The following is a 24,827-nucleotide window of genomic DNA, read 5'->3' as shown; positions in this document are numbered from 1 at the left end:
CTTGTCCATTACTAATCGTCTTAATTCGCTCAGACTTACCAACCTCCTATCATAACACTACCTCTTCTTCGAGGAAATTGGTTGCCTCCTCCCATATTCATAGTTGTATTTGGTACATATATCATATCTCCTTCACTAAGACCACTAATAACTTCAACAAAATTAGCATCATTTATCCCTAGCTCAACTTCAACAGGCGTTCCTTCAGGTTGTGGAATTCCAGCATTCATTCCTTCATTTTCTACTTCCTGTTTGTCCCCACTATTCTTTTCTGCTTCTTTTGAATCGGCAAGATAAACAATATGCTTTCCTCCCATTTTACTAACTGCTGCCATTGGTATAATTAAAATATCGTTTTTCTCTGCAACTAATATTTCAGCAGTAACGTTCATTCCTGGCCTAAGATTGCCAGGTTCATTTATTGTAATTTCCACTGGGTAAGTTGTAACTCCATTTTGAGAACTTCCTATTACTGCAATATTAGTAACTTCTCCTACAAAACTATTTTCCGCAAAAGCATCAGGCCTTACATCAACTTGCTGACCTATTTCTACTTTGTCAATATCCAACTCATCTACTTCAATTGTAAATACCATTTTACTCATATCTGCTACAGTCATTAAAGCTTTACTGGAGCTAGATGTATTAACAGTATCTCCCTCTTTAAAGTTCTTTTCTACAATGATTCCATCTATCGGAGAAATAATATTATAATTTTCCAGTTCTTTTTTCTGAGAGTCTAAAGTAAGATGAAGATCCTTATAGTCAATGTTATAATTATTCATTGAATTCTCTACATTTCTATTTTCCAATTCTAGAAGTTTATCTCCCTTTTCAACCCAATCATTGTTTTTAACGTAAATTTTTTCTACTGTTCCTCCTGTTTCAGCTATTATTGATTCTTTTTCTATGTATTGTGTCTCTCCTTCATAAGGTGACTCTATATCTCCATTTTCCCCTTTAATAATTCCACTAACTTTCATACCTTCTTTAATAGCACCTGGATTATCAAAAATAACTTCTACATCATAAATTGAAATACCCTTTTCAGTAGTTCTACCAATATTACTAACATATGATATTGATCCATCTAAGTAAGTCATATATTGAGATATTAGAATTTGAGCATTTTGTCCAACCTTTATTTGCTTTATTTGTTCTTCGTTAAAAGGTATAGTAGCCTTTATCCTTTTATAATTAATTATGTCGGCTATTTGCTTACCTCCACTAATATCTTCGTCTTCATTAATCTCTAAATTTTCAATTCTTCCTGATATTGGTGCTTTAATAACTAAATTTTCAAGTGATTCAAAGGTATCTTCATTATTTAGCTTTAACTGCTCTATACTATTTTTTGTTTTTTCAATCTCATTAAGTAAATCACTATCATCAATTCTGTATAACAAATCACCTTTTTTTACCTTTGCCCCAGCTTTATAAGGTGACTCTAAGATATTACCCTTAACCAAAGGATTAATTTCATACATTGAAGCAGGTTCAGCGGTTCCTATACCCGTTATTTTTACTCGTATATTTCCTCTTTGGACACTAGAAGTGACCTGCTCTTGAATGTTTTGTCCCATGGTATTATCAGCTTTCCCCTTATAAACTGAACGTGCTACCAGTCCTGCCACCAGTATCAATACCACAGCAATTATTATCTTTGATTTTTTAGAAGCTATAAATTTCTTCATACATTTCTCCCTTCTTTCTATATATTTTACCCTTTGAAACATTATGATTATATTTTAACTATTTAATATGAAATTTCCTTAACGTCTTAATTTTATAACAAATTGATTCTAAAGACAATCTAAATCCTTCACTTTAAAGTTTTATTTAAGTATAATCGTTCCATTGTTTCAAAGCTATAAAAACTAATAATTGTCATAATTATTTAATAAAAAAATGATACATCTTATATAAGATATATCATTCCTTTTATGTTATCTAAAGTTGTTTAGTTTACTTCTTATTAGCAGGCTCTATATTTATAGATTTACCCTTTATATTATTATCCTTCATTATTCTTAATACCTTACCAGCATGCTCCTTTGGCACTTCAACAAAAGTATATTTCTTGAAGATATCAATAGATCCAACAAGCTCTCCAGGCAATCCTGTTTCACCAGCTATAGCACCTAGTATATCCCCAGGTCTAATATTATGTTTCTTACCAATATTAATAAATAGTCTAACCATTCCTGGCTCAGCACCAGTATTACCAAAGTCTGACTCGACTTCATTTTCTTGTTGTTCATTCTTACCTTTTACCATCTTTAGTAAAGCAGCTGCAACGTCTATTGATGTAAAATCTTGTTCTAATAGTTTTTCAATGAAATGAATCTCTTTTGTAAGATTTACATCCTTAATAATATCTTTTATTTCATTAATTAACATACCTGTTTTTGCTTCTTCTACCTCATGAACAGAAGGTGCTTTTTCTCTAACTATCTTAGTTTTAGTATATTTTTGTATATCCTTTAATTTATAGATTTCTTTACCTACAACGAAAGTAAAGGCTTTACCAGTCCTTCCAGCCCTTCCTGTCCTACCTATTCTATGTACATAGTACTCCTCATCTTGAGGAACGTCATAGTTAATAACTAAATCTACATCATCTACATCTATACCTCTAGCTGCCACATCTGTAGCTACTAATACATCAACATTACCATTTCTAAAGCTAGCCATAACTCTATCTCTTTGCCTTTGTTTCATATCTCCATGAAGAGCATCTGCAAAATACCCTCTACCTTGTAACTGACTCGTTAGTTGATCTACTTTTTTCTTTGTATTACAGAACACCAAAGTCAACTTTGGATTATTCATATCAATTAACCTAGTCAATATTTCAGCTTTATTGCCTTGTTTCATTTCGAAATAGTATTGTTCAATACTAGGCACAGTAAGCTTTTTATGAACAACTTTTAAAATCTTAGCATTACTTTGATATTCTTTAGCTATCTCCATAATTGCCTTAGGCATTGTAGCAGAAAATAAAACTGTTTGTCTTTCAGACGGTGTATCTTTCAATATTGATTCAATATCTTCTCTAAAGCCCATATTAAGCATTTCATCTGCCTCATCTAATACGATCATCTTTAGACCACCAAGCTTTAACGTTCTTCTCCTCATATGATCCATTACACGACCAGGTGTACCTATTACTATTTGAACACCTTTTTTTAGTGCTTTTATCTGTCTTTGAATAGGTTGACCACCATATACAGGTAAAGCCTTTACTCCTCTTTTATATTTAGATAAGTTTGCTATCTCCTCTGAAACTTGAATGGCTAATTCTCTTGTTGGGCATAGAATTAATACTTGAACTCCCTTATCTTGCGGATTTATACTTTCTAAAACTGGAATTCCAAATGCAGCTGTTTTTCCTGTACCTGTTTGTGCTTGCCCTATTACATCTTTTCCTTCTAGTATATGGGGTATAGCCTTTGTTTGTATTGGTGTTGTCTCTTCAAACCCCATATCTGCGATTGCTTTTTCTAACTCTTTCGAGATATTTAAATCGCTAAATTTTACAGCATTCATTAATAAATCTCTCCTTCATTATTCTAATAATTATATTATAAACTTTTATGTCTACTTTTATTGTCGCCTTATCAAAAAAAAATAAAAGCTGAAAATGAACACTCTTTCATTGACGGCTTTTACTAAAATGATTATGTGTACCCGAATATTATATATTACTTGGTACAAATTAACAAGCTACTTTTAATAAATAAGCCATTTCAATTACTACTTTTTAGTAATAAGTTTCTAAAGTGACAATATAATTTTTCAAAACTTTTTTCTACTTTAGGATATAATATGAATTTTTTGTGAAATATTGGTGAAATATGAATAAAAAGGTTGAATATTTTTTAACGATATGTTAATCTATTTACGCAGATAACTTTATATACAATATTTGATAAAGGCAAACTTATTGAAAAATGAGGACGCAAAGCTATGGGTCTAAGGGAATGAGTATTTCCTATGATTGCCAGGTTGCCAATGACCATACGTTTTTTGTGATTTCTTAAAATGTGTAATTTATTAGGCACCTGTAGCTTTTTAGCTCAGGTGCTTTTTTACTATCAATAAATGGAGGAATTTACATGATAATAAAGGATTCTGAAGAAATTTATACAATTGAAATCAATGAATGTAAGCGAATAGTCATAGAGACATTTGAAGGATTATTCACTAAAGACGCTTATACAAGATTTCATAGCGACTACAAAAACAAAGTACTTCCTGTAATAGGCACTTCTCCTTGGAAGAAAATATCCGATATAAGAAATTTTAAAGCATCAAATGTTTCCACTCTCATGAATGATCATAATAAATGGGCAGAAGAAAATGGAATGTTGCCCGGAATAATTATCATAAATAATAATCTAGTAAAGAGTCAAATAAATAATTTAAATAACCCTTCAGTTCCTACTGCTTTTACTAATTTAATAAAAGCATATAAATGGTTGAAAACTCAAGGTCTCTAGTACACTTAGATAGATGCCTTTTCTTTAGTAACATATTCCTAAATATCAAACATCCTTATAAAAACCTCCTTCATCAATTTAGATAAAGGAGGTTTTTATGTTCGATACCTTTGAATTTAATTAATCTATTTTAGATATATTTCATCAATACTCATATTTACTATTTAATCTTTGTCAATTCTACAGCCAGTTTTGCACCTAAAACAGCATTGTTGTAAACAAGCTTTATATTAGATTCTAAACTTTTCCCTTTAGTTATCTCTTTTATCTTAGATAATAAGAATGGAGTAGTTTCTTTTCCGCTTATTCCTAGTTTTTTTGATTCTTCTAAAGCTTCCTCTATAGAATTATTGATTATATCATAATCCATCTGATATTCTTCAGGAATAGGATTACCAATGACCACTCCACCATTTAATCCTAAATCCCATTTTGCATTAATAGCCTTTGCTAACTCTATCTCGCTATCAATTCTATAATCTGCTTTGAAACCACTTTTTCTTGTATAGAATGCAGGGAATTCTTCAGAGCCATAGCTTATCACTGGTACACCATGGGTTTCTAAATACTCTAAAGTCAATCCTATATCCAAAATTGATTTTGCACCTGCACAAACTACTGCTACATTTGTGTGAGCTAATTCTTGAAGGTCAGCTGAAATATCAAATGTATCTTGAGCCCCTCTATGAACTCCTCCTATTCCACCAGTCACAAAAACTTTAATATTTGCTAAAGCAGAAATTATCATAGTTGAAGCAACTGTAGTTGCACCATTTAAACCTTTAGCTACTATAAAAGGTAAGTCTCTTCTACTAGCCTTTAATATGTCTTTGCTTTTTCCCATAAAATTCAACTCTTCTTCTGTAAGACCTACCTTCAACTTTCCTTTTATAATTCCTATAGTTGCTGGTATAGCTCCATTTTCTCTTACTATTTCTTCAACCTTCTTTGCTGTCTCTATATTATTTGGATAAGGCATTCCATGGGATATTATAGTAGATTCCAGAGCTACAACTGGTTTTCCACTTTCTAATGCCTTTTGAACCTCCGGATGAATGTCTAAGTATTGATTTAACATGATTATATCTCCTCCATTTTTTTAATTAGATTTTTTTCTGACATATTTGGATTTATAGTTTCCTCGTGGGACAATGCAAGGGTGGCAGCCGCCATACCATATTTTGCACTTTCCTGAATACCACTACCTTTTATAAAGCTATAAACTATTGATGCCATAAAAGCATCCCCTGCACCTGTTGCATTGACTACATCAATATTATCTAAGGATAGAAGTCCTTCATCTTTTCCATCATTGTAAAAAACCCCATCCTTTCCAAGGCTAATGAAAACCTTTCTTACACCTTTTTCTAAGAAAATTTCTGAGGCTTTCTTTAAATCGTCAATATCATTTATCTTCATATTAGCCAATATCTCAGCCTCCAACCTATTGGGTTTTATTGTGTGGCAGTTCCCTATTAAATCCTTAACCTTTTTAGCCTTTTCAGTAGACACTGGATCCAGAAAAAAATTAATATCCTCAAATGATGTCAATAAATATTCTATTACTTCCTTTGATAAGTTTGTATCAACAACTACCAATTTTGAATTGTTTATTATATAGGATTTACTTTTAATATAATCAATATTTATCTTGTCTAATATATCCATATGAGAAATTGCAACATTCATATCCCTTTGTTCATCTAAGATTGATAGATATACTGATGATGAAGTATCCTTTAAAATTAAAGAATCGCTCATATCTATACCAATAGCATTACATTCATCTAAAATTTTTTTGCCATATAAATCATCACCAACTACAGATATTAACTTAGTATTCATTCCTAATTTCACTAAATTTTCACTTATATTTCTACCTACTCCACCTAAAGAAACCTTAACCTTTCCTGGATTTGAATCCTTTAACACAAATCTGTCATTAGGAAATCCTGTAATGTCAACATTTGCTCCACCAATTACAGTTATATACTTATTTCCTGAATTTATCATTGTTTTCACCAACCCTATACTCATTACTAATAATATTATATACCCTATTTGTTTAACAACTCAATCATACTATTATTATATTCCCATTTTAAAAATTAATTTAGACGAATAAGAAAGTGTAATATTATTATTTTAAAGAATGAATTCTTAATAATATATCTGATTTATGGATATGTAAGTTCTTCAAACACAAAGATGCCCATTGAATGAGCATCTTTATATTTTTCTATTTACCTATAACTTCTAATAACTTTTCTTCAATATAATCTATTAAAAGAGTATCTCCTATAGTAACTTTGTCATCTTCATACAAATCAGGCTTAACTCTAAAGAAGTTTATAATTAGTTTATTGTCTTTCACTGTGTATTCATCGTTAAGTCCTGGAATGAATATTACCTCTAGTTCTTCAAATTTTGAATCATTAGCCTTATTAGCTATACGCTCTTTTACTGAATCTAGATTTAAAGTTTTAAGAGGTGTAATCATCATATTTGTATACTCAAGATCCTCTGTCATCCACATATTATTGTTCCAAAACTTTCTTTCTTTTTTATTATCACTTTTAAAAATTTCTCTATTTGATATTGCACTTAACACTTTTCTTACAGATTCACTATGAAATTCTTCATCATATAAAAAATTCATCTCTGGAAAATCAGCTATATTATTAATATAAGCTTCTCCCACCTTTTCTCCTTCGCTTGTTGATTGCCAAAAGAATAACATGGCTTCAATAACATCAAGTTTTGTTCTTATTCTGCTAATCATTTAATCACTCCTTTGTATGACTTAAACCACTCCAATTATATAATATTCTTAAGATAAAATCCACTTCATTACAATAACTGTTTTGTAGAGAAATTACAAAACAGTTATTAGATAAGGAACAAGCGTCTCCTATAGATAATTTCTGAATATTAAAACATTTTTATTCATTTCATTATTCTTATATAATATATAAATGCAATATGATTTTGATAATATTAAATTCACTATAGAAAGAGGGATTAAATGTCAAAAATAGGGTTTATAGGTGCAGGTAATATGGGTTCAGCAATGATTGCAGGATTAGTCAAAAATACATCGAAGGAAAATGTGATTTTTACAGATATTTCCCCGGAAATCAAAGAAAATGTTATAGATAAGTATGGTATTGAATTTCTCGAAAGTAATGCAAAACTAGTCAAAAATGCAAAATATATCATTTTAGCTATTAAGCCTCAAGTTTATACTGAAATTATGGAAGAAATCAAGGAACTCCTTAATAATCAAATAGTTATAAGTATTACTCCTGGTTTTACAATTGAAACCATGAAAAAGCATTTAGGGGATAATATTAAGGTAGTCAGAGCTATGCCAAACACTCCATCTTTAGTGGGTGAAGGAATGAACTGTATATCCTTTTCCGATGATACATTTACTAATGAAGAAAAAATGGAAATAGAGGGTATTTTTTCGGCCTTAGGCAAAGTAGAAATAATACCTGAAAAATATATGGACGCTGTTGTACCTATATCAGGAAGTTCTCCTGCCTACGTTTATCTAATGATAGAGGCTATGGCAGATGCAGGAGTAAAGACAGGTCTACCAAGAAATCTGGCATATAAGCTTGCTTCTCAATCAATTCTTGGTTCTGCTAAGATGGTTTTAGAAACTAGACAGCATCCAGGTGAGCTAAAAGATGCAGTTTGTTCTCCAGCAGGAACAACAATTGAGGCAGTGTCAGTTCTAGAGAAAAGGAACTTTAGAAATGCTTTAATAGAAGCCATGATTGCTTGTTACAATAAAACACAACAGATAATTTAGATAACTTTATTGTCGCTTTTCATGAGACTGGTCTCTTTAGACTAGTCTCTTTTATTTTTCTAGTACATACTTATCACATAAACTTTTCTTAGGAATATAATGTAATGCAAAAATAAAAAGGAGTGATTTGAATGCAATTTGGTTATTTTAGTCCATATATGTACTCTACTTCTGCCCAGCCACCTTCAAGTCCTGGTAGACCTCCGTTTGATTTTTTTCCAGGTAGACCTGGAGTTCCTCCATTCGGACCACCTAGTGGGCCTGGAACTCCGCCCTTTGGTCCCCCAAGCGGACCCGGAACACCACCCTTTGGACCTCCTGGTGGACCAGGTACTCCGCCTTTTGGACCTGGAGATGGTCCTCCAATGGCGCCTCCTCCATCCTTCACTCCAGAACTTGCTCCTTATAGGGTTGATCCAGGTTCTATAAGAGGATGTAGAAGAAAATACACTTATATTTGGTTGAATAATGGGAATAGTTTCTGGTTCTATCCTGTATATATAGGTAGACGTTCAATATCTGGATACAGATGGATAGGCTTCTGGTGGGTATACTTTGGTACAGACTTAAATAATATACAATCTTTTATATGCTATTAAAGAAAAAGGATAGGCATTTTCCTATCCTTCTTCTTTAATTTCTTCAAAAGCAATCTTAGGTTGATTGAACCTAATACAACGCAAAATTCATCCAATTTTTCAAATGATGTTTCTGATTCTGTTCCTTAACTCTAATCTCCTACCATATAATTAACATATAGTTATAATTAGTATCCAAGTTCTTTATTTCTCTCTTCTGTTATTATTACATGACCTTTTTCAACTGAGGATAAAGCAGTAAATACTTGCTTGATAATATTACTATTTACAATTTTACTATTCATATTATAAAAAGCTATTGCATGCTGTTCCCTCTTATTAGCCTCAATTAAAAGCAATTTATCTGAATCATGCCTTTTGTAATCAATCTTTCTTAGAGTTGGAAGATTATTAAAGCTTCCTAATCTCTTGTGTATTCTTGCATGCATAAATTCTATATTGCTTAGGTCCTTAAAAGTTTGTTTGATTTCATCATTTTCTGCCAGCAAGCTAGCCTCCCGGTAAAAATCTCCATTAAACACTTCAAGTTTCATTGCTTTTTCTAATACTTTCTTTGTTTCTTCATTAAGATTATCAATTTTTTCATTATAAACATCTTTTTTATCATCTAAATAGCTTATACCTACACCACAAAACGGACAACTAAGAATTTTGTTTTCAGAGTTTTTCTCCATAAAAGAGTGTTGATTAATATATAAGCTATTAGATCCTATTATCATTCCACATATAAGACACCTTGTTTTATTCATTATTGACTCCCCCTTATAACCGTTATATTTACACTTTTCAGAACAATAATACTTTAATCATGATATCAATTTATTGTACCTCATGCAACCTATTCTCTAGTCAATAGTTCTATTATTTCTTTACTTTCCATTATCTCTTCAATAGAGCCTATACCTAGTTGTTTAAGAATTTTCATTGCATTTAAATTATCAAATGGTGTCATTATAAGTGAATCCTCTCCGAAATCATTTACTTTTTTTGTAGCCTTTTCTACTTCAATATTAGTTCTCGGTCCACCAACACACCCACCCTTGCATCCCATTCCTTCTATAAAGTTTGATTCAATCACTTCTCCAGCTGATAAGGTATCCAGTATCTTTCTACAATCCTGTACTCCATCAACTTTTTTTGCTTTTAGTTTTATAACTCTTCTTGGCTCTAATCTGTTTACCACTGTCTTTACAGAAAAGCTTACTCCTCCAGTTCTAGCATACACCCTACCACCAAATGATGCTTGATCTTTATCATCTCCTGGTAAATCCTCTAAATCAATTTCTAAAGCATTGAATATTTCTTTAAGTTCCCTAAAATTCAATACATAATCTATATCACCTTTTAGACCTGGTTCTTTTATCTCTGCTTTTTTAGCAACACAAGGTGCTATAAAAACAACTTTAATATTTTTGTATAGCTTTTTTAAAATTCTTCCTGATGCGATCATAGGTGATATTGATGGTGACATTTTCTCAAAAATATTTGGATAATTTTTCTTAGTCAAATTGAACCACACTGGACAACAACAACTAGTTAAGAAAAAGTCCTCCTCACTTTTTACTAAATGATTGAACTCAAATGCTTCTTTCATAGTTAATATATCAGCAAATAGAGCTACTTCAACCATGTCCTTAAAGCCCAATAATTTAAATGCAGTTCTTAATTGTCCCATGGAAACATTATCCCCAAATTGCCCAACTATTGCAGGTGCCACAGTTACATATACATCAGTGGACTCATCCTTTAGTAAATCAATTACTGGCATAAATTCTATTTTATCTGCCAAGGCACCAAAGTCGCATGTAGTAACACATTCTCCACAGCTAAGGCATTTATTATTGACTATAATGGGTCCCTGTTTTCTTTTGTATATATGTGCTTCATATTTGCATACTTCTTTACAACTACATTCTTTCTCTTCACAGTATTCACAGGGACCATCTATTTTAGCAACAATTGGTTGCTGAATCTCTTTTGAATTTTTTACTATACTTAATTCATCTTCAAAGTCTATATCTCCCTTCGGATCTTGTCCCATGGCTACTCTGATATGATCCCTTATAAAAGGTATGTCCTCATTATTAAATCCATACTTTTTTTTAATATCTTTAGTCAATTCTTCTAAGTCTTCTGGTGTCTTAAGCTTACCTCTCCAATATCTTTTGACTAATTCGCCAAATATCTGCATTCTTTTTTTTTGAAAATCATTGAATTTACTTTTTATAGTAAATCATCCTTTCTAATTTTACTAATAGTTTTTGGTTGCAAGGAAATTATAATAAAAATATTACTATTTTCTCTTTCATTTTTTTAATAATGTGGTAATATAGTTAATTATGCCCATTTATTCTTTAATCTATTAAAAGGTAAAAAAAATACTTTATTGATTAATAGGGATATCTTATGAAAAAAATTGTTTAACTAGTAAAAAAAGTAGAATATATAGAATATATATTAAATAGAAAGGAGATGAATATATGTTAGAAAAAAGAAATAGTATTATAAAATTAATTATTAGTATTGCAATTCCATTAGGTGTTGGTTTTTTAAGCTCATTATTAAGTATTAATACTGTAGATACATATAGAAATCTAATTCAACCATCTTTTGCGCCACCTAGCTGGCTTTTCGCCCCTGTGTGGACAATTTTATATATCTTAATGGGCATAGCTGCCTATAGGATTTGGATTTCTTATGCAGATACATCAAAAAAGGATAGCGCATTTACATTCTACTTTATTCAATTATCTTTAAATTTTCTATGGTCGATTATATTTTTTAGATTTAACATGAGATTTTTAGCTCTTATAGAAATATTACTTTTATTATTTTCTATCATAATAACAACAATAAAATTTTATAAAATAGATAAAAAAGCTGGTTATCTAATGATTCCTTATATTCTTTGGGCATCTTTTGCAACAGTCTTAAACTACTCTATTTGGATGTTAAATAAATAATCTTATACTTACATATAAAAGACCTATAAGATGACATTCTAAGGTGTCATCCTATAGGTCTTTTATTTACAAAACTTTATTGCTGTCATTGCATATATAAGCGTTGCTGGATATATTTGCTCTATTGCAAGATATTCATCAGAAGAATGAGCACTCTCTAAATCTCCAGGAGCAAATACAATAGTTGGGATTTTTCCATATCCACTAATCAATCCTCCGTCTGTCCATGCTGTAAAAGAAGTTTTCTTTGGCTCTATTCCAATGATTTCCTTTGTTGTTTCACTAACTATGTCAATTATAGGATGTTCACTATCTATTTCCATTGCTTCATGTACATAGCCTTCCCTCATAACACTAACATCCATTACCCGTAATTTGCATTTAAAATCTTTATCTTCTTTTTCTAGCTCTTTTATAACTTCCTCGTACTCATTAATTATATCTTTGTACTTCTCTCCTGGTACCCAGCGTCTATCAACCTTTAATATACAGTCTCCAGCAACAGTGCTAGGTTGTGTTCCTCCTTTGATTAAGCCGTAATTCATACTTGATGATTTGGTAACCCTATGATTTCTTTTATTAATTTTAGGAATTAAATCATTCTCTACTTTTTGAATGAAGTTTGATGCTTTTAAAATAGCATTAATTCCTTCTTCTTGCTTACCTCCATGCACTGCTCTACCCTGAAAAACAAATTCAAACCATTCTAATCCCCTATGAGCAATACAAATTTCTAATTCAGAAGGCTCACCAACTATTGCTGCATCAGCTTTAATCCCAGATTCAATTAATTCGATTGTTCCCTCGCTTTTTTCTTCTTCATCTATTACTCCTGCAAAGATTACATCACCCTTTAATCCTATTCCTGCTCTCTTTAGCCCAATCATTGCCATTATCATACATGCTAAAGGCCCTTTCATATCTACAACCCCTCTACCTAAGAGCTTATCATCCTTAACTTGTACTTCAAAAGGTTTTGACATACCGTAGGGCGGAACTGTATCTATATGTCCTGTAAGTAATAAGGTCTTACCTTTTCCCTCCCCCTCTAGCTTTGCAATAATATTTGACCTACCATCTACTACTGGTACTACCTCAGAGTGAATTCCTTCTTTTTGAAAAACATTATGTATGTATTCTGCAACTTTAGTTTCTTGATTCTTAATGCCTGGATGACTAGGTATTTTCACAAGAGATTTGATTAAGTCTATTATCTCTTCTTCACTAATATTTTTTGAAATCTTTTCCAGTAAATCATTCATAATTATACACACCTCCCTAAAAAATATAGACGAACTAATAATATATAATATGTTTCAATATATTAATAATTCAACATTTGTAATAATTTCCCTTTAATTATATCTAATTGATTTTGAATTTTTATATTTGTAAATGTATATAACAAAAAATAGGGCCTATACACAACCCTATTTTTTGTTATCTTATTATCTTAATGGAGTTATTAGAAATATCTACTCTTAAATCAAAAATCTGGTTCTTACTTATTATCTAATACACTATTAATAACCTTAGCTAATGTTTCTTTACCAATAAAAGGCGCTAATGCCGATAAAACTTCTCCTTCTAAATCATCAAAGTTCATTTTGCATATCATGTCTTCAATACTTTTTTTTGAGAGAAAAGGTGCTATAAACATCAATAATTCTGAATCAATAATTTTCTCATCTAGTTCTCTTACTAGTTCTAACAGAGCTTCTTGGCTAGCAAACGGTGCAATTTCCATTAATAATGATTTATCTATTTCACCACTGCTTATTTTCTTAAGTATTTTATCTATATATTCTTTTCCAATAAAAGGTGCTAAAGCTACTATATATTCTCTAGAATTTAACTCTTCTATATTTTTGTCAACTAACTCATTTATTTTCTCTCTCCTTAAAAAGGGTACAATAGTAACTAATACTTCAGCATTTAATTCCTTATCTTCTATTTTATCAACTAAGCTATCCAAAAAGGTATCGCTGAGAAATGGAGCTAGTAAAGTTAGATATTCAATATCTATGGTATCTTTAGTAGCATAATTAATCAATTTTTCTAAAGTATCCTTATCTAAAAATGGGGCTAGATTCACAATATGCTCTATTTTCATAACATCTATTTCATTAACAAGTTTTCCTAGTAATTTAGGCTTTATAATGGGTGCTGTATCTACGATCGCCTCAGTCTCTATTTCTCCATCCTTCAACATTTCAATAACTTTCTCTGATTTATTTTTATATATAGAATTTATAACTCTTCCATGACCTTTTGAAGCATAACTATCTCCATGATTAATTAACTCATCTACTGTTTTATTGAATAATTCAGCAAGCTTTGGAATTATTCCAATATCAGGTAGAGACTCACCTCTTTCCCATTTTGAAACTGCTTGATGACTAACATTTAGTTTGTCTGCTAATTCAACTTGGGTCCAATCCTTTTCTTTTCTTAAACTTGAAATATATGCTCCTATTTTTCTTGCATCTAGCATATTAACCCTCCTAAAACTTATTAGATAGTGGCCTCTATCAATTTTAGAATATCATTTGCAGGATATATATACAATCAACTATCAGTTGAATTACTATCAAAAATATATTAACTAGAAAAAGGATTCTACTACCACTTGAATTTATCTCTTAACTAATGGAAAAGCTATTACATCCTTTATTGACGACGCATTAGTTATGAACATTATCATTCTATCAATACCGATTCCTAAACCCCCAGCTGGTGGCATCCCTGTATCTATAGCTTTTGCAAATTCTTCATCCATTGGACTTGCAGTTTCTAAACCTGCCCTTAATTTTTGAGCTTGTTCATGTAATAACTCCCTTTGTCTAATTGGATCATTTAGTTCTGAATAAGCATTTCCTAACTCGACTCCATTAGCATAAGGTTCGAATCTTTCAATTAATCTACTATCCTCTCTATGAAGCTTACATAATGGAGAAGTTTCCATAGGAAAATCTGTTACAAATGTAGGCTGTACTAACTTATCAGCACAAAATTCATCAAAGATTTCCATTATAATATTTCCTTTATCAAGCTCTTGAAAATTCATACCCTCCAATTGCTCTTGACCTAATAGATTTTTTTCTTTTATATTTTCTATAATTTCTTCTCTTGACATATCTTCAACATTTAATCCTGTTTCTTCTTTTACTAAATCACACATTTTTGCTCTTCTCCAAGGAGCTTTGAAATCTATCTCCCTGCCTTCATAGCAAATTTTAGTACAGCCATTAACCTCTAAGAATACTGACTCATATAGATTTTCCATGAGTTCCATCATATCATTATAGTCACTATATGCCATATAGCATTCAAATAATGTGAATTCAGGATAATGGGTTTTATCTATTCCTTCATTTCTAAATGACCTAGCTATAGTATAAACCCTTTCTATTCCTCCAACCATAAGTCTTTTAAGATATAATTCTGGGGATACATTCATAAAGACTTCTGTGCTTAATGAATTAACATAGGTTTCAAATGGTTTAGCTTCTCCTCCACCATATTTAGTATCTAATATAGGTGTTTCAACCTCTACGAAGTCCTTACCTTCCATAAATTTTCTTATTGCAGCCATAGATCTTGACCTTTTTATAAATCTTTCTTTAACTTCATCATTCATAATCATATCCATAGAACGATGTCTTTGCCTTAAGTCAGCGTCTTTAATTCCATGATATTTTTCAGGTAAAGGTCTTATGGATTTAGATAATACTGAAAATTTATTTGCCCTTATGGTTATTTCTCCAGTTTTAGTTTTAAAAACTGTACCTTCTACACCGATTATATCTCCAATATCTACTAACTTAAGGAGTTCAAATTCATCAGCCCCTAGTATTTTTTTACTAAGGTAAACCTGTATTTCCCCTTCTTGATCTTTAAGATTTAGAAATATAACTTTACCCATTCTTCTTAGAAGCATTATTCTCCCAGCTACTATATAGCTTTCATCCTCAGATATATTTTCAAAATTATCTACGATTTCCCTAGTATGGTTAGCTTCTTGAAAACTATAAGGATATGGATTCACACCTTTTTCTATCAATCCATTCAAATTTTTTATCCTATCAATTACTTGCTCATTACCATCATTCATTATTTCTTTTAAATTTTCTAGATTTTCAAAGTTACTATACATATTTGCACCACCTTATTTTTTTATAATAAAAAAAACTCTCACCCCCAAGACTGTTAGTCTTAGGGACGAGAGCCATTTGACTTCGCGGTACCACCCTAGTTTTACTAATATGTCACCATATTAGCCTCTTCAAGTACGGCTGTATAAGCTTATACTCTAGCTCTATAACGGGAGCTCCCGTTACAATATCAACTTATCTAATATAAGAATCCATTGTACAACTCAGAGGCTTTTTTCAATAAACTTACTTATACTCCTTCTCAGCAACGGAGTTCTCTGTAATAACCTAGTATTTATCTACTCTTCTCTTCACAGTTTTTAATTAAAATCAGTTTATACTTTTAAATTATTATTTTGTGCTATTCTATCAATGGTAAATAAAATTGTCAACTATCTTTTAATATTTTCTTTTAAAAAAGAAATTTTAATATTAAGATTTTATGCAAGATTGTATCCTATAAACTCAAAAATTAACTCACTTTCTAAATACTTTCCTATAGATTGAGTTCAATGTAAAAAGTGTTCCTTTCGCAATAGGCTCCATTGCCTTAACAATAAACCCTAAGTGACTAAATTGATTAGGATTATCGTCTATCAAATATGTCCATGTAGAAGAAGGTGCATTTAGCCCTTCACTTTCCATATCTACTCCATTGTCAGTAATCTTTATTGTATCAAAGGTACTTATTACATCCTCTTCTATCCTATTCCTCATATCATCAAAGGCTTCAATAGCAATTCTATGAAATTCATCTAGGGGATTTTTTCTTCCAACAATCACTAAATGAATACTTTCTCTAATATACTCCATATACTCTAGATAATCCGACCAATGTTTATTAATAAAATATAAAGCTAGTTGCCTTTCAACCTTATTTACTAATTGCACTCCATACTTTTTAACATCAGAAGAATATCTATCTGAGGCTAACTTACTTAACATGCCTATACTTGAGTCGTTTAATAATATATTGCCCCTCATATTATGAATAATTCTTCGCTGTTGCTCGATAATATATGAATATTTCCACAGTTGCTTCCTAGTATCAGAATTATACCCTTGGACAATTCTCTGGATTCTATCCACTTCTTTATTAACTAATCTATCTTCTATTTTTCCATTTTTACAATTACTAATTTTACTATTTGGAACTAGTTTAGTAATATCATATCTCTTAAATAACTCGTCTTCTAAACTAACAAAAAATCTACTTTCTCCAGGATCACCCTGTCTTCCGGCTCTACCTCTCAATTGATTATCTATCCTTAAGCTTTCATGTCTATTTGTTCCTATAACATATAAGCCACCTAATTTCACAACTTCATTATAGTTCTGTTCTTTGTCTCCACCTAGTTTTATATCTACACCTCGCCCAGCCATGTTAGTAGAAACTGTTACAGCTCCAAATTCTCCAGCCTTCGCTATTATTTCGGCTTCCATTTCATCATTTCTAGCATTTAGAACTTCACATTCTATTTCAATTTTTAGAAGTTCTTTAAATAAATTCTCCGATTCTTCTACACTTCCAGTACCAATGAGAATTGGTTGTCCTGTTTTATGAATTTTATTTATTTCTGCAATTAGTGCTTTACTTTTATCCCCTTTGTTAATGAATAGTGAATCCATATGGTCTATTCGTTGACATGGCTTGTTAGTTGGAATGGATACAACATCCAATGAGTAAAATTCTTTAAACTCCTTAGCATCAGATACTGCAGTACCCGTCATCCCAGAAACCTTGGGATATAAATTGAGAAAATATTGTAGTGGTATGGAACCCAAAATTTTACCACTCTTTTTAGACGCAATTCCTTCCTTTGCTTCAACTGCCCTTTGTAGGTTATCAGGCCAATGCCTATTCTTAGCTATTCTCCCTGTAAATTCATCAACAATTTCAACCTTATTGTCTCTAACTATATAATCCTTATCTTTCTCAAGTAATACTTCTGCATGTAATGCACTATTTACTCTTGCAAGTAACCATAAGTTTTCGTTATCATAAAGATTCTCGCAATCAATCACTTCTTCCACATATTCTAATCCTTCATCTGTTAATGACAAATTCATTAGATTCTCATCTACTTCATAATGTTTTGTTTCTTCAAGCTTTCTTACTACTTCTGCTAAATATAATAACTTCTGACTATCTTGTTCTACTTCACCTGCAATAACTAGAGGGATTCTAGCTTCATCTATTAAAATAGAATCAGCCTCATCTATTATGGCAAAATTAAATTTTCTATGGACAAGATTTGTTCTTTGGGTACATAAAAAATCTCTGAGGTAGTCAAAACCAGCTTCTTTGGCAGTAACATATGTTATATCACAAGAGTAAGCCTTTTGTCTCTCTTTTACATCCATGGATTCTTCTACATAGCCTACAGTTAATCCTAAAAATTCAAAGATTGGTCCCATCCACAATGCATCTCTTTTTGATAGATAATCATTAAATGTAAGAATATGAACTCCTTTTCCTTCTAATGCATTCAAGTATGCAGTCATAACAGCAGCTAATGTTTTTCCTTCTCCAGTTTTCATTTCAACAACTTTTCCTTGATTCATTGCAATTGCTGCTATTACTTGTACATCAAAGGGAAATTCCCCAATTACTCGGAAAGAAGCCTCTCTAACTATAGCAAAAGCTTTAATTAATATATTCTCAATAGATTCCCCTTGTTTAACTATACTAATAAGTTTCTTAGAAATATCCTTAATTTCTGAATCATCTAGTGCTCTAAAGTTCATTTTGTTTATTTCACCTAATATCTCATAATATGAGTTTAAATCGTATTCAATTGGACTATATAACTTTTCTACTTTTTTATAAAGATTAGATAATTGTTTAAGCATATTAAGCCTCCTATATTCACATTGTCTTTTTAGAAACAACAATAGCCCTTGTTATTCACAAGAGTATTTTAATTCATTTTCAATTTTTGAAAGTATTATGAATGAGAAGGTTTTGCTATTTTCATTCTATTGATTAAGATAATTAATAGGTTACTCAAGAAGAAAATGATATCTAGGGTAAGTAAGAAATGATTTGAAAAGCTTGATAAGACATCTCTATTGGTTAAGTAGTTAATTAAAACCCTTATTATTAAGTAATTAAATAGTATTTTCTCATTTATTGAAATCAAATAAAATAATGATGAGAAAGGTGTCAAAGCATTATCAACACTTTTAACTTTTAACCCGACAACCCCAATATAAATAAGACTAATTCCAAATACTAATGATAAAGTTACCATAGTTAATTCCAGCATACTTTGATTTCCCTTCTAAAAAATTTAAATTTATATTAGTTTTTCTAGAGATGTAAGTTACATGAAGAAGTTTCATATTAATAGTCACTTTTAGATTATAAATATTATATCATACTTATTTCAAAAGGATTAAGTCTATGACTTAATCCCTTAAGATTACTTTTAAATATAATTTTAATGTTTTATAATCTAAATATTATCCTTTTTCTATTATTAACTCCAGCCTTCAGTTCTCCAGCTCTTTTTTTCTTGCTTACTTCTTTGATTTTTCATATCACCAGAAGTAATCTTTCTATTGTTTACCATATCCTCATTATCTATAGCCCCAATATCTCCAGCCATCTCATAGGACATCTCTCTTATTAGATTTTCATCATTATTTATTTGATTGTTTTTTATATTTTTATCTTTTTCATTCATCAAATCACCTCGTTAGTATTTTTTGACATATGTAATGCTTCAATACGAGGTAATTTTTGCTTTTTCCAGCTATTAAACTTTTTTTAAATTTATTATCCAATCCTTTCTTATTTCCCATAGACTCACTTGAAATGCTTCTGTAACTTTGCAATTTTCCTTAATTGTCTCATCAAATCTGAATAAATTATCCCAACTTCTTTTCACTTCTGATTTTAATTGTGGGTAGAAAGGCTTCATAATTATGTCAGTCTCATCTGTAATATTATAATCTCTCAATTTTCTATAATACCTATTTTCATCTTCATCATCTTTGGGTAAATACCTAAGGTTCAATATTCTATTCCAATCATCTATTCTAAAAAATATTGCTTTACTAAAGGGGACTTCTAATGTTATCAGAAAACTCCCATTATTAGCCCCAGTATATTTTATATCGGTGAATGCCCAAATAGGATATTCACTTTCATTGGGCTTAGGAACCAAATCTTCAGCCCTACCAACAAACCAATTATAAGACTTCAAAAATATGGAAGCAACATCTTCATACTTTCTTTTTATATGTTTTTTCTTTACATGATTTATCCCCTTTTCATTGATAGTATCCATTACTTCAGAAGATTGAGCTGTATATAGAATTATTCTATTATTTTTGTAATCCATTCTTTCTTTACCTCCCAAATTGTCCCCTGCTTTACTTCAGATAGACTATACGAATTATCAAACAATCTATCCCAGCTTTTAATAATTTCATTCTTTAAATGAGGATAAAAATTACTCATGTATGCACTTGATCCATCACTTAATCCATATTTCTTTAACTTTCTATTATGGGATTGTTCATCTTCATCATTCAAAGGAACATACCAATAATTTACTATCCTTCCCCACTTATCTATATCCATTGTAATTACTAAATCCTCATCTATACAAATTTCTAAAACTACTGTTCCTTTAATGGGCCTAAGCATGAAATCATTAGATAGAGATACCCATATTGGATATTTCACATCTTTTGGTTTAGGGATAATCTCTTGCGCTTTTCTTGTATACCAATCATATACATCAAGAAAAATATTAGAGTGTTCTTCCATCTTATCCACGATATATTTCTTCTTTACAGTATATCTGCCTTTTTTATCAAGAATGTCTAAAATATCTTTGTGTTGCCTTGTCCAAACCTTTATTTTCTCCCCCACTACTTATCCTCCCTATTTTATTATAAACTATGGTAAAATTTACAATATTTTCAAAAAGAACATTAAATCTTTATTTAGTAATCATGATTACATTTCTTCATTCCTATTGTATCATAATCATATAGAATTTTCATATAATGCTTAATATTGAAATATTTTACTTTTTAAAACTTTACAATAATAAAGGCATAATATCACAATTACTGTAATACTATGCCTTCATATTTATAAACTTATTTATCCTATAGTTAGTGATATATTATTGTAAAAATTTTAATAAGAATCTACTCTATATTAAATTTTTTCTTGTTTTAGGGCCTTTATCATTGATATCATTGCAAATATCATAACTATTGCGAATGGAAATGCAACAACTATAGATGCAGTTTGTAGCATTTTCAATCCACCTGCTACCATCAACGCTAAAGCTAAAGCTGATTGAATAACTCCCCAAGTTAACTTACGTGCTGTGCTAGGACGTAATCTACCATTTGAAGACATCATGCCTAAAACAAAAGTAGCCGAGTCTGCACTAGTAACAAAGAATGTACCTAAAAGTATTATTGCAACAAATGAAATAATTGCACCCAACGGTTGATACTCCATAACTACAAATAAAGCTGTTTCCGTTGTCGTTATAGCTTTATTAGCTACCTCTAATCCCGCATCCATTCCTAGTGTTCCAAAAGCAGCAAACCAAATGAACGATAGGGTGGCAGGGACTAATAGTACCCCGATTACAAATTCTCTTATTGTTCTTCCCTTTGAAATCCTAGCAATAAAAGTACCTACAAATGGTGCCCAAGCAATCCACCATGCCCAATAGAAAATAGTCCAATCCTTATACCAGTTTCCCTTTCCGAAGGGATTAATTTCTACAAATAAATCTTTTGTATACGTTAGTATTCCTTTCCCTAAACTATTAAATATATCGAGCGTTGGTCCAATAATAATAGCAAGGGCAAGTAATATTCCCGCAATTATTATATTTGTATTTGATAATATCTTTATACCTTTATTTAATCCTGTTGCTGCCGATAGCATAAATAATATTGTAACAACGACTACTATAACAAGCTGTACCCATGAGTTTTGAGGTACTCCAAATAAATAATTCAATCCTGAATTAATTTGTAATGTTCCTAGTCCCAATGATGTTGCCACTCCTGTTACTGTAGCAAATATTGCTAATACATCCACAGCTTTACCTATAGTTCCCTTTGATCTATCTTCTCCAATTAAGGGAATGAAGATACTACTGATTAGACTTGGCTTATTTCTTCTGAACTGCATATACGCCAATGCTAATGCTAATACACTATAATTTGCCCAAGGATGTAGTCCCCAGTGCATAAATGATTTAGTTATAGCAAAGGATTTTGCAGCTTCAGTTCCACCTTGTGCTCCTATAGGGTTAACAAAATGATTTAATGGCTCTGCCACTCCCCAAAACACAAGTCCAATACCCATTCCTGCACTAAACAACATGGCAAACCAAGAGATATAACTATATTGTGGCTTAGAATCATCAGGACCTAATTTTATCTTTCCATATTTACTAGAAGCTAACCAAATACAGAAAACTATAAATAAATTTAAAGTCGTTAAATAAAACCACCCAAATTTAGCAACTAAAAAGTCTAATGCACTATTTGCCTTTGCTCCAAAATTTGTAGGAAATAATAATGCCCACAATACTGTAAGAACTACAATTACGATTGAAATATAAAATACCTTGTTATTTTTCTTTTTTTCCATCTTATCCTCCTCATTAGTATTTTTTTAATTATTTAAATTTGATTACTAAAATTTTGCGTAGCAAAAACAAGGGAGTCCCTTATCGAACGTGGATACCTTAAATGGGGGAATTTTAAAGAAAGTTTAATTTTGATTAATCTTAATTAATAAAATATTATTTAGAAATTATTCATTGTTTAATAATGAAATATGATAGGATCATTCATAATGAAAAGTGGAAAGCATAAAAAGTAATCATGATTATTATTGACTAGAATATTATATCATATCACTTGATTTGTGTAAAATTACCATTAATAATTAAACCTCATCATATTAAATTTTCAAATACATATTTTCCACATTTAAGTGTGTTTCTATGTTAAATTCAGTTATAATTCCATAAAACAATAAGGATAAAATATATCATTTTATGATATATTTTATCCTTATTGTTTTAATATAATGTAATTATGTTGGTTAAAATAAGTTTTTAAAATACTCCGCTGCTCTATTTAATTCTAACTCATCTGTAGTGTTCAAATCATATTCTATTGTAAGAGCCTCGTCTTCTTCGCTAATTCCTACAACTCCGTCCATTTCTCTCATATAGTCACTTAACTTTCCATTTGCCAGGTAACCAAATTCATCATTTTGAAATTTCATTTTTTCCACAATTAAATCCTTTACGTGTAGTCTCTCAACCTCATAATTTACTTCCGATTGCCGTTCTCTGCTGGTATTCTTCATTTAATCACCTCTATTATTATAATTTATTTTTTATTGTTTCATATTTCTAAAATTATATGCTAATAAAGGTTTAATATATTAAATTTTATTATACTTTTTCTTTCTTAAACTTAATTTTAATTTGTTTCTCAATATTTCTTAAATCTCTTTGGTCTTTTGGTGTTACAAAAGTTATTGCTTTTCCAGATTCTCCTGCTCGACCTGTACGACCTATACGATGAATGTAGCTTTTTGTATCTTCAGGTATGTCATAATTAAATATATGAGTAACACTGTCTATGTCTAACCCTCGAGCAGCAACATCTGTAGCAACCAAAAACTGAATTTTAGCTTTTCTAAATAGCTTCATCACTCTTTCTCTTTTTCTTTGGCTTAAATTTCCTTGAATTTCCTCAGTATCGTACCCTTCACTCTTTAAAAGACCATTAATATCACTTACTCTACGTTTTGTACGACAAAATATTATTGCTAAAAATGGTCTATATTTCTCAATAGCTTTAAGTAATTCATCTTTTTTGTTTCTATCAGTTGTTTCTACAATAACCTGCTCAATTTTGTCCAAAGTTATATTCTCACTTTTTATGCGAATTTCAATAGGCTTCCTCATATACCTTGATGCTAAGGAACGTATAGCATTAGGCATTGTAGCAGAAAAAAACAATGTCTGACGATTTTTAGGAGTTCTATTTATTATTTTCTCAACATCCTTTAAAAAACCCATTTCTAGCATTTGATCAGCTTCATCTAAAATTAAAGTTCTTACTTTACTTAAATCTATGGTATCTCGTCTAATATGATCTAACAATCTTCCTGGAGTTCCTATAACAATGTGTATATTTTTCTTTAATTTTTTTATTTGCTTATTTACATCTTTTCCACCGTAAGCAGCTAAGATATTTAATTCCTTGGCAGCTTTTAGTTTGTCAGCCTCTGAGGTTATCTGAAGAGCTAACTCCCTAGTAGGAGTTATAACTAAAATCTGAATATCTTTAGAATTCTCATCTATATTCTCTATAGTTGGCAATAAGAAGGCTAAGGTCTTTCCAGTTCCTGTTTGTGCTTGCCCAATAATATCATTGCCATTTAGTATTTGCGGAATACTTTGCTCTTGTATTGGTGTTGGCTCTTCAATTCTATTTTCATTTAGTAAACTCACAAGCTCTTTACTTATTCCTAAGTTTAAAAAGTTATTCATTGTAATTTTATCCTCTCTTTGGTACTTATTTTTTTATTAGTATTTGCTTTATCTTTATATAGTATTATATTTTAGGAAATTGCATATTAAAATTTTACATAAGATTAATATCCATAAATTTCATAATATCATCCCAATGAATAATCTACAATCTTTTTATTTAACCACTAGTGCGTAAGTCTCCCATCTTCTATAAGTGGGAGATGTAAGCACCATAAAATC

General features: G+C 30.7%; 23 protein-coding genes, 1 riboswitch and 1 other annotated feature. Of the genes, 4 read left to right on the top strand and 19 right to left on the bottom strand.

What is annotated here, in order from left to right:
- Window positions 1-35 precede the first annotated feature (35 nt).
- Both JMO20_RS00800 and JMO20_RS00795 read right to left on the bottom strand, forming a co-directional pair.
- On the bottom strand, window positions 36-1,694 hold the full coding sequence (locus tag JMO20_RS00800) for an efflux RND transporter periplasmic adaptor subunit (RefSeq protein WP_202707246.1): 1,659 nt from the start codon (window positions 1,692-1,694) through the stop codon (window positions 36-38).
- Between the two features lie 271 nt (window positions 1,695-1,965).
- Window positions 1,966-3,549, bottom strand: coding sequence for a DEAD/DEAH box helicase (locus JMO20_RS00795; protein WP_202707245.1), 1,584 nt, complete (start codon window positions 3,547-3,549; stop codon window positions 1,966-1,968).
- A 377-nt stretch (window positions 3,550-3,926) separates the two neighbouring features.
- Window positions 3,927-4,016: riboswitch (cyclic di-GMP riboswitch) on the top strand.
- A 102-nt stretch (window positions 4,017-4,118) separates the two neighbouring features.
- Between JMO20_RS00795 and JMO20_RS00790 the strand changes: the two genes are divergently transcribed.
- A complete protein-coding gene (locus JMO20_RS00790) occupies window positions 4,119-4,502 on the top strand; it encodes a hypothetical protein (RefSeq protein ID WP_202707244.1) in 384 nt (127 codons plus the stop codon).
- Between the two features lie 160 nt (window positions 4,503-4,662).
- Here the strand turns inward: JMO20_RS00790 and JMO20_RS00785 are convergent, their stop codons facing one another.
- From JMO20_RS00785 to JMO20_RS00775, 3 genes are all read right to left on the bottom strand, one after another.
- Window positions 4,663-5,580, bottom strand: coding sequence for a pseudouridine-5'-phosphate glycosidase (locus tag JMO20_RS00785; RefSeq protein WP_202707243.1), 918 nt, complete (start codon window positions 5,578-5,580; stop codon window positions 4,663-4,665).
- A gap of 2 nt (window positions 5,581-5,582) precedes the next feature.
- Window positions 5,583-6,539, bottom strand: coding sequence for a carbohydrate kinase family protein (locus JMO20_RS00780; protein ID WP_202707242.1), 957 nt, complete (start codon window positions 6,537-6,539; stop codon window positions 5,583-5,585).
- 202 nt (window positions 6,540-6,741) lie between these two features.
- Window positions 6,742-7,284, bottom strand: coding sequence for a TDE2712 family protein (locus JMO20_RS00775; protein WP_202707241.1), 543 nt, complete (start codon window positions 7,282-7,284; stop codon window positions 6,742-6,744).
- 243 nt (window positions 7,285-7,527) lie between these two features.
- Between JMO20_RS00775 and proC the strand changes: the two genes are divergently transcribed.
- A complete protein-coding gene (proC, locus tag JMO20_RS00770) occupies window positions 7,528-8,322 on the top strand; it encodes a pyrroline-5-carboxylate reductase (RefSeq protein WP_202707240.1) in 795 nt (264 codons plus the stop codon).
- Window positions 8,323-8,464: 142 nt separating this feature from the next.
- On the opposite strand, the gene JMO20_RS19885 is transcribed toward proC, so the two are convergent.
- The gene (locus JMO20_RS19885; RefSeq protein ID WP_243414596.1) at window positions 8,465-8,710 is read right to left on the bottom strand and encodes a hypothetical protein; all 246 of its coding nucleotides are present in this window, start codon (window positions 8,708-8,710) and stop codon (window positions 8,465-8,467) included.
- Between JMO20_RS19885 and JMO20_RS19880 the strand changes: the two genes are divergently transcribed.
- On the top strand, window positions 8,688-8,921 hold the full coding sequence (locus JMO20_RS19880; protein ID WP_243414595.1) for a hypothetical protein: 234 nt from the start codon (window positions 8,688-8,690) through the stop codon (window positions 8,919-8,921). The two genes, JMO20_RS19885 and JMO20_RS19880, sit on opposite strands and share 23 nt — an antisense overlap.
- A gap of 167 nt (window positions 8,922-9,088) precedes the next feature.
- On the opposite strand, the gene JMO20_RS00760 is transcribed toward JMO20_RS19880, so the two are convergent.
- Both JMO20_RS00760 and JMO20_RS00755 read right to left on the bottom strand, forming a co-directional pair.
- Entirely contained in the window at window positions 9,089-9,670 is a 582-nt protein-coding gene (locus tag JMO20_RS00760) for a ferritin family protein (RefSeq protein WP_202707239.1), read from the bottom strand.
- Window positions 9,671-9,759: 89 nt separating this feature from the next.
- Complete coding sequence (locus tag JMO20_RS00755) at window positions 9,760-11,112, bottom strand: [Fe-Fe] hydrogenase large subunit C-terminal domain-containing protein (RefSeq protein WP_207753397.1); 1,353 nt, start codon at window positions 11,110-11,112, stop codon at window positions 9,760-9,762.
- Window positions 11,113-11,401: 289 nt separating this feature from the next.
- Here JMO20_RS00755 and JMO20_RS00750 point away from each other — a divergent pair, with 289 nt between their 5' ends.
- Window positions 11,402-11,884 carry a TspO/MBR family protein gene (locus JMO20_RS00750; RefSeq protein ID WP_202707238.1) on the top strand — a complete coding sequence of 161 codons (483 nt, stop codon included), beginning with the start codon at window positions 11,402-11,404 and terminating at the stop codon, window positions 11,882-11,884.
- Between the two features lie 62 nt (window positions 11,885-11,946).
- Here the strand turns inward: JMO20_RS00750 and JMO20_RS00745 are convergent, their stop codons facing one another.
- The 11 genes from JMO20_RS00745 to JMO20_RS00695 all read right to left on the bottom strand — a co-directional run bounded on the left by JMO20_RS00745 (window position 11,947) and on the right by JMO20_RS00695 (window position 24,605).
- Complete coding sequence (locus tag JMO20_RS00745) at window positions 11,947-13,146, bottom strand: M20 family metallopeptidase (RefSeq protein ID WP_202707237.1); 1,200 nt, start codon at window positions 13,144-13,146, stop codon at window positions 11,947-11,949.
- Window positions 13,147-13,385: 239 nt separating this feature from the next.
- Entirely contained in the window at window positions 13,386-14,378 is a 993-nt protein-coding gene (locus tag JMO20_RS00740) for a helix-turn-helix domain-containing protein (RefSeq protein ID WP_202707236.1), read from the bottom strand.
- 141 nt (window positions 14,379-14,519) lie between these two features.
- Window positions 14,520-16,040, bottom strand: coding sequence for a lysine--tRNA ligase (gene lysS, locus JMO20_RS00735; protein ID WP_202707235.1), 1,521 nt, complete (start codon window positions 16,038-16,040; stop codon window positions 14,520-14,522).
- A 58-nt stretch (window positions 16,041-16,098) separates the two neighbouring features.
- Window positions 16,099-16,362, bottom strand: a binding site (T-box leader).
- Window positions 16,363-16,515: 153 nt separating this feature from the next.
- Window positions 16,516-18,891, bottom strand: a complete 2,376-nt coding sequence (secA2, locus tag JMO20_RS00730; RefSeq protein ID WP_202707234.1) for an accessory Sec system translocase SecA2 — start codon at window positions 18,889-18,891, stop codon at window positions 16,516-16,518.
- A 95-nt stretch (window positions 18,892-18,986) separates the two neighbouring features.
- Window positions 18,987-19,292, bottom strand: coding sequence for a hypothetical protein (locus JMO20_RS00725; RefSeq protein ID WP_207753396.1), 306 nt, complete (start codon window positions 19,290-19,292; stop codon window positions 18,987-18,989).
- 228 nt (window positions 19,293-19,520) lie between these two features.
- Window positions 19,521-19,727: a hypothetical protein gene (locus JMO20_RS00720; RefSeq protein ID WP_202707232.1), complete on the bottom strand. Its 207-nt coding sequence runs from the start codon at window positions 19,725-19,727 to the stop codon at window positions 19,521-19,523.
- 72 nt (window positions 19,728-19,799) lie between these two features.
- On the bottom strand, window positions 19,800-20,387 hold the full coding sequence (locus tag JMO20_RS00715) for a DUF3841 domain-containing protein (protein ID WP_202707231.1): 588 nt from the start codon (window positions 20,385-20,387) through the stop codon (window positions 19,800-19,802).
- Entirely contained in the window at window positions 20,363-20,923 is a 561-nt protein-coding gene (locus JMO20_RS00710; RefSeq protein ID WP_202707230.1) for a DUF3841 domain-containing protein, read from the bottom strand. The genes JMO20_RS00715 and JMO20_RS00710 overlap by 25 nt, the downstream gene beginning before the upstream one ends.
- A gap of 294 nt (window positions 20,924-21,217) precedes the next feature.
- Window positions 21,218-22,681: a BCCT family transporter gene (locus JMO20_RS00705; protein ID WP_202707229.1), complete on the bottom strand. Its 1,464-nt coding sequence runs from the start codon at window positions 22,679-22,681 to the stop codon at window positions 21,218-21,220.
- A 459-nt stretch (window positions 22,682-23,140) separates the two neighbouring features.
- On the bottom strand, window positions 23,141-23,410 hold the full coding sequence (locus tag JMO20_RS00700) for a hypothetical protein (RefSeq protein ID WP_202707228.1): 270 nt from the start codon (window positions 23,408-23,410) through the stop codon (window positions 23,141-23,143).
- An 88-nt stretch (window positions 23,411-23,498) separates the two neighbouring features.
- The gene (locus tag JMO20_RS00695) at window positions 23,499-24,605 is read right to left on the bottom strand and encodes a DEAD/DEAH box helicase (RefSeq protein ID WP_202707227.1); all 1,107 of its coding nucleotides are present in this window, start codon (window positions 24,603-24,605) and stop codon (window positions 23,499-23,501) included.
- Between the last annotated feature and the right edge of the window lie 222 nt (window positions 24,606-24,827).

It is taken from the genome of Sporosalibacterium faouarense, from assembly GCF_016765695.1.
Lineage (GTDB): Bacteria > Bacillota > Clostridia > Tissierellales > VENL01 > Sporosalibacterium > Sporosalibacterium faouarense.
The sequence above is the reverse complement of the archived record's forward strand: the minus strand, read 5'-3'. Positions and strand labels throughout refer to the sequence as shown.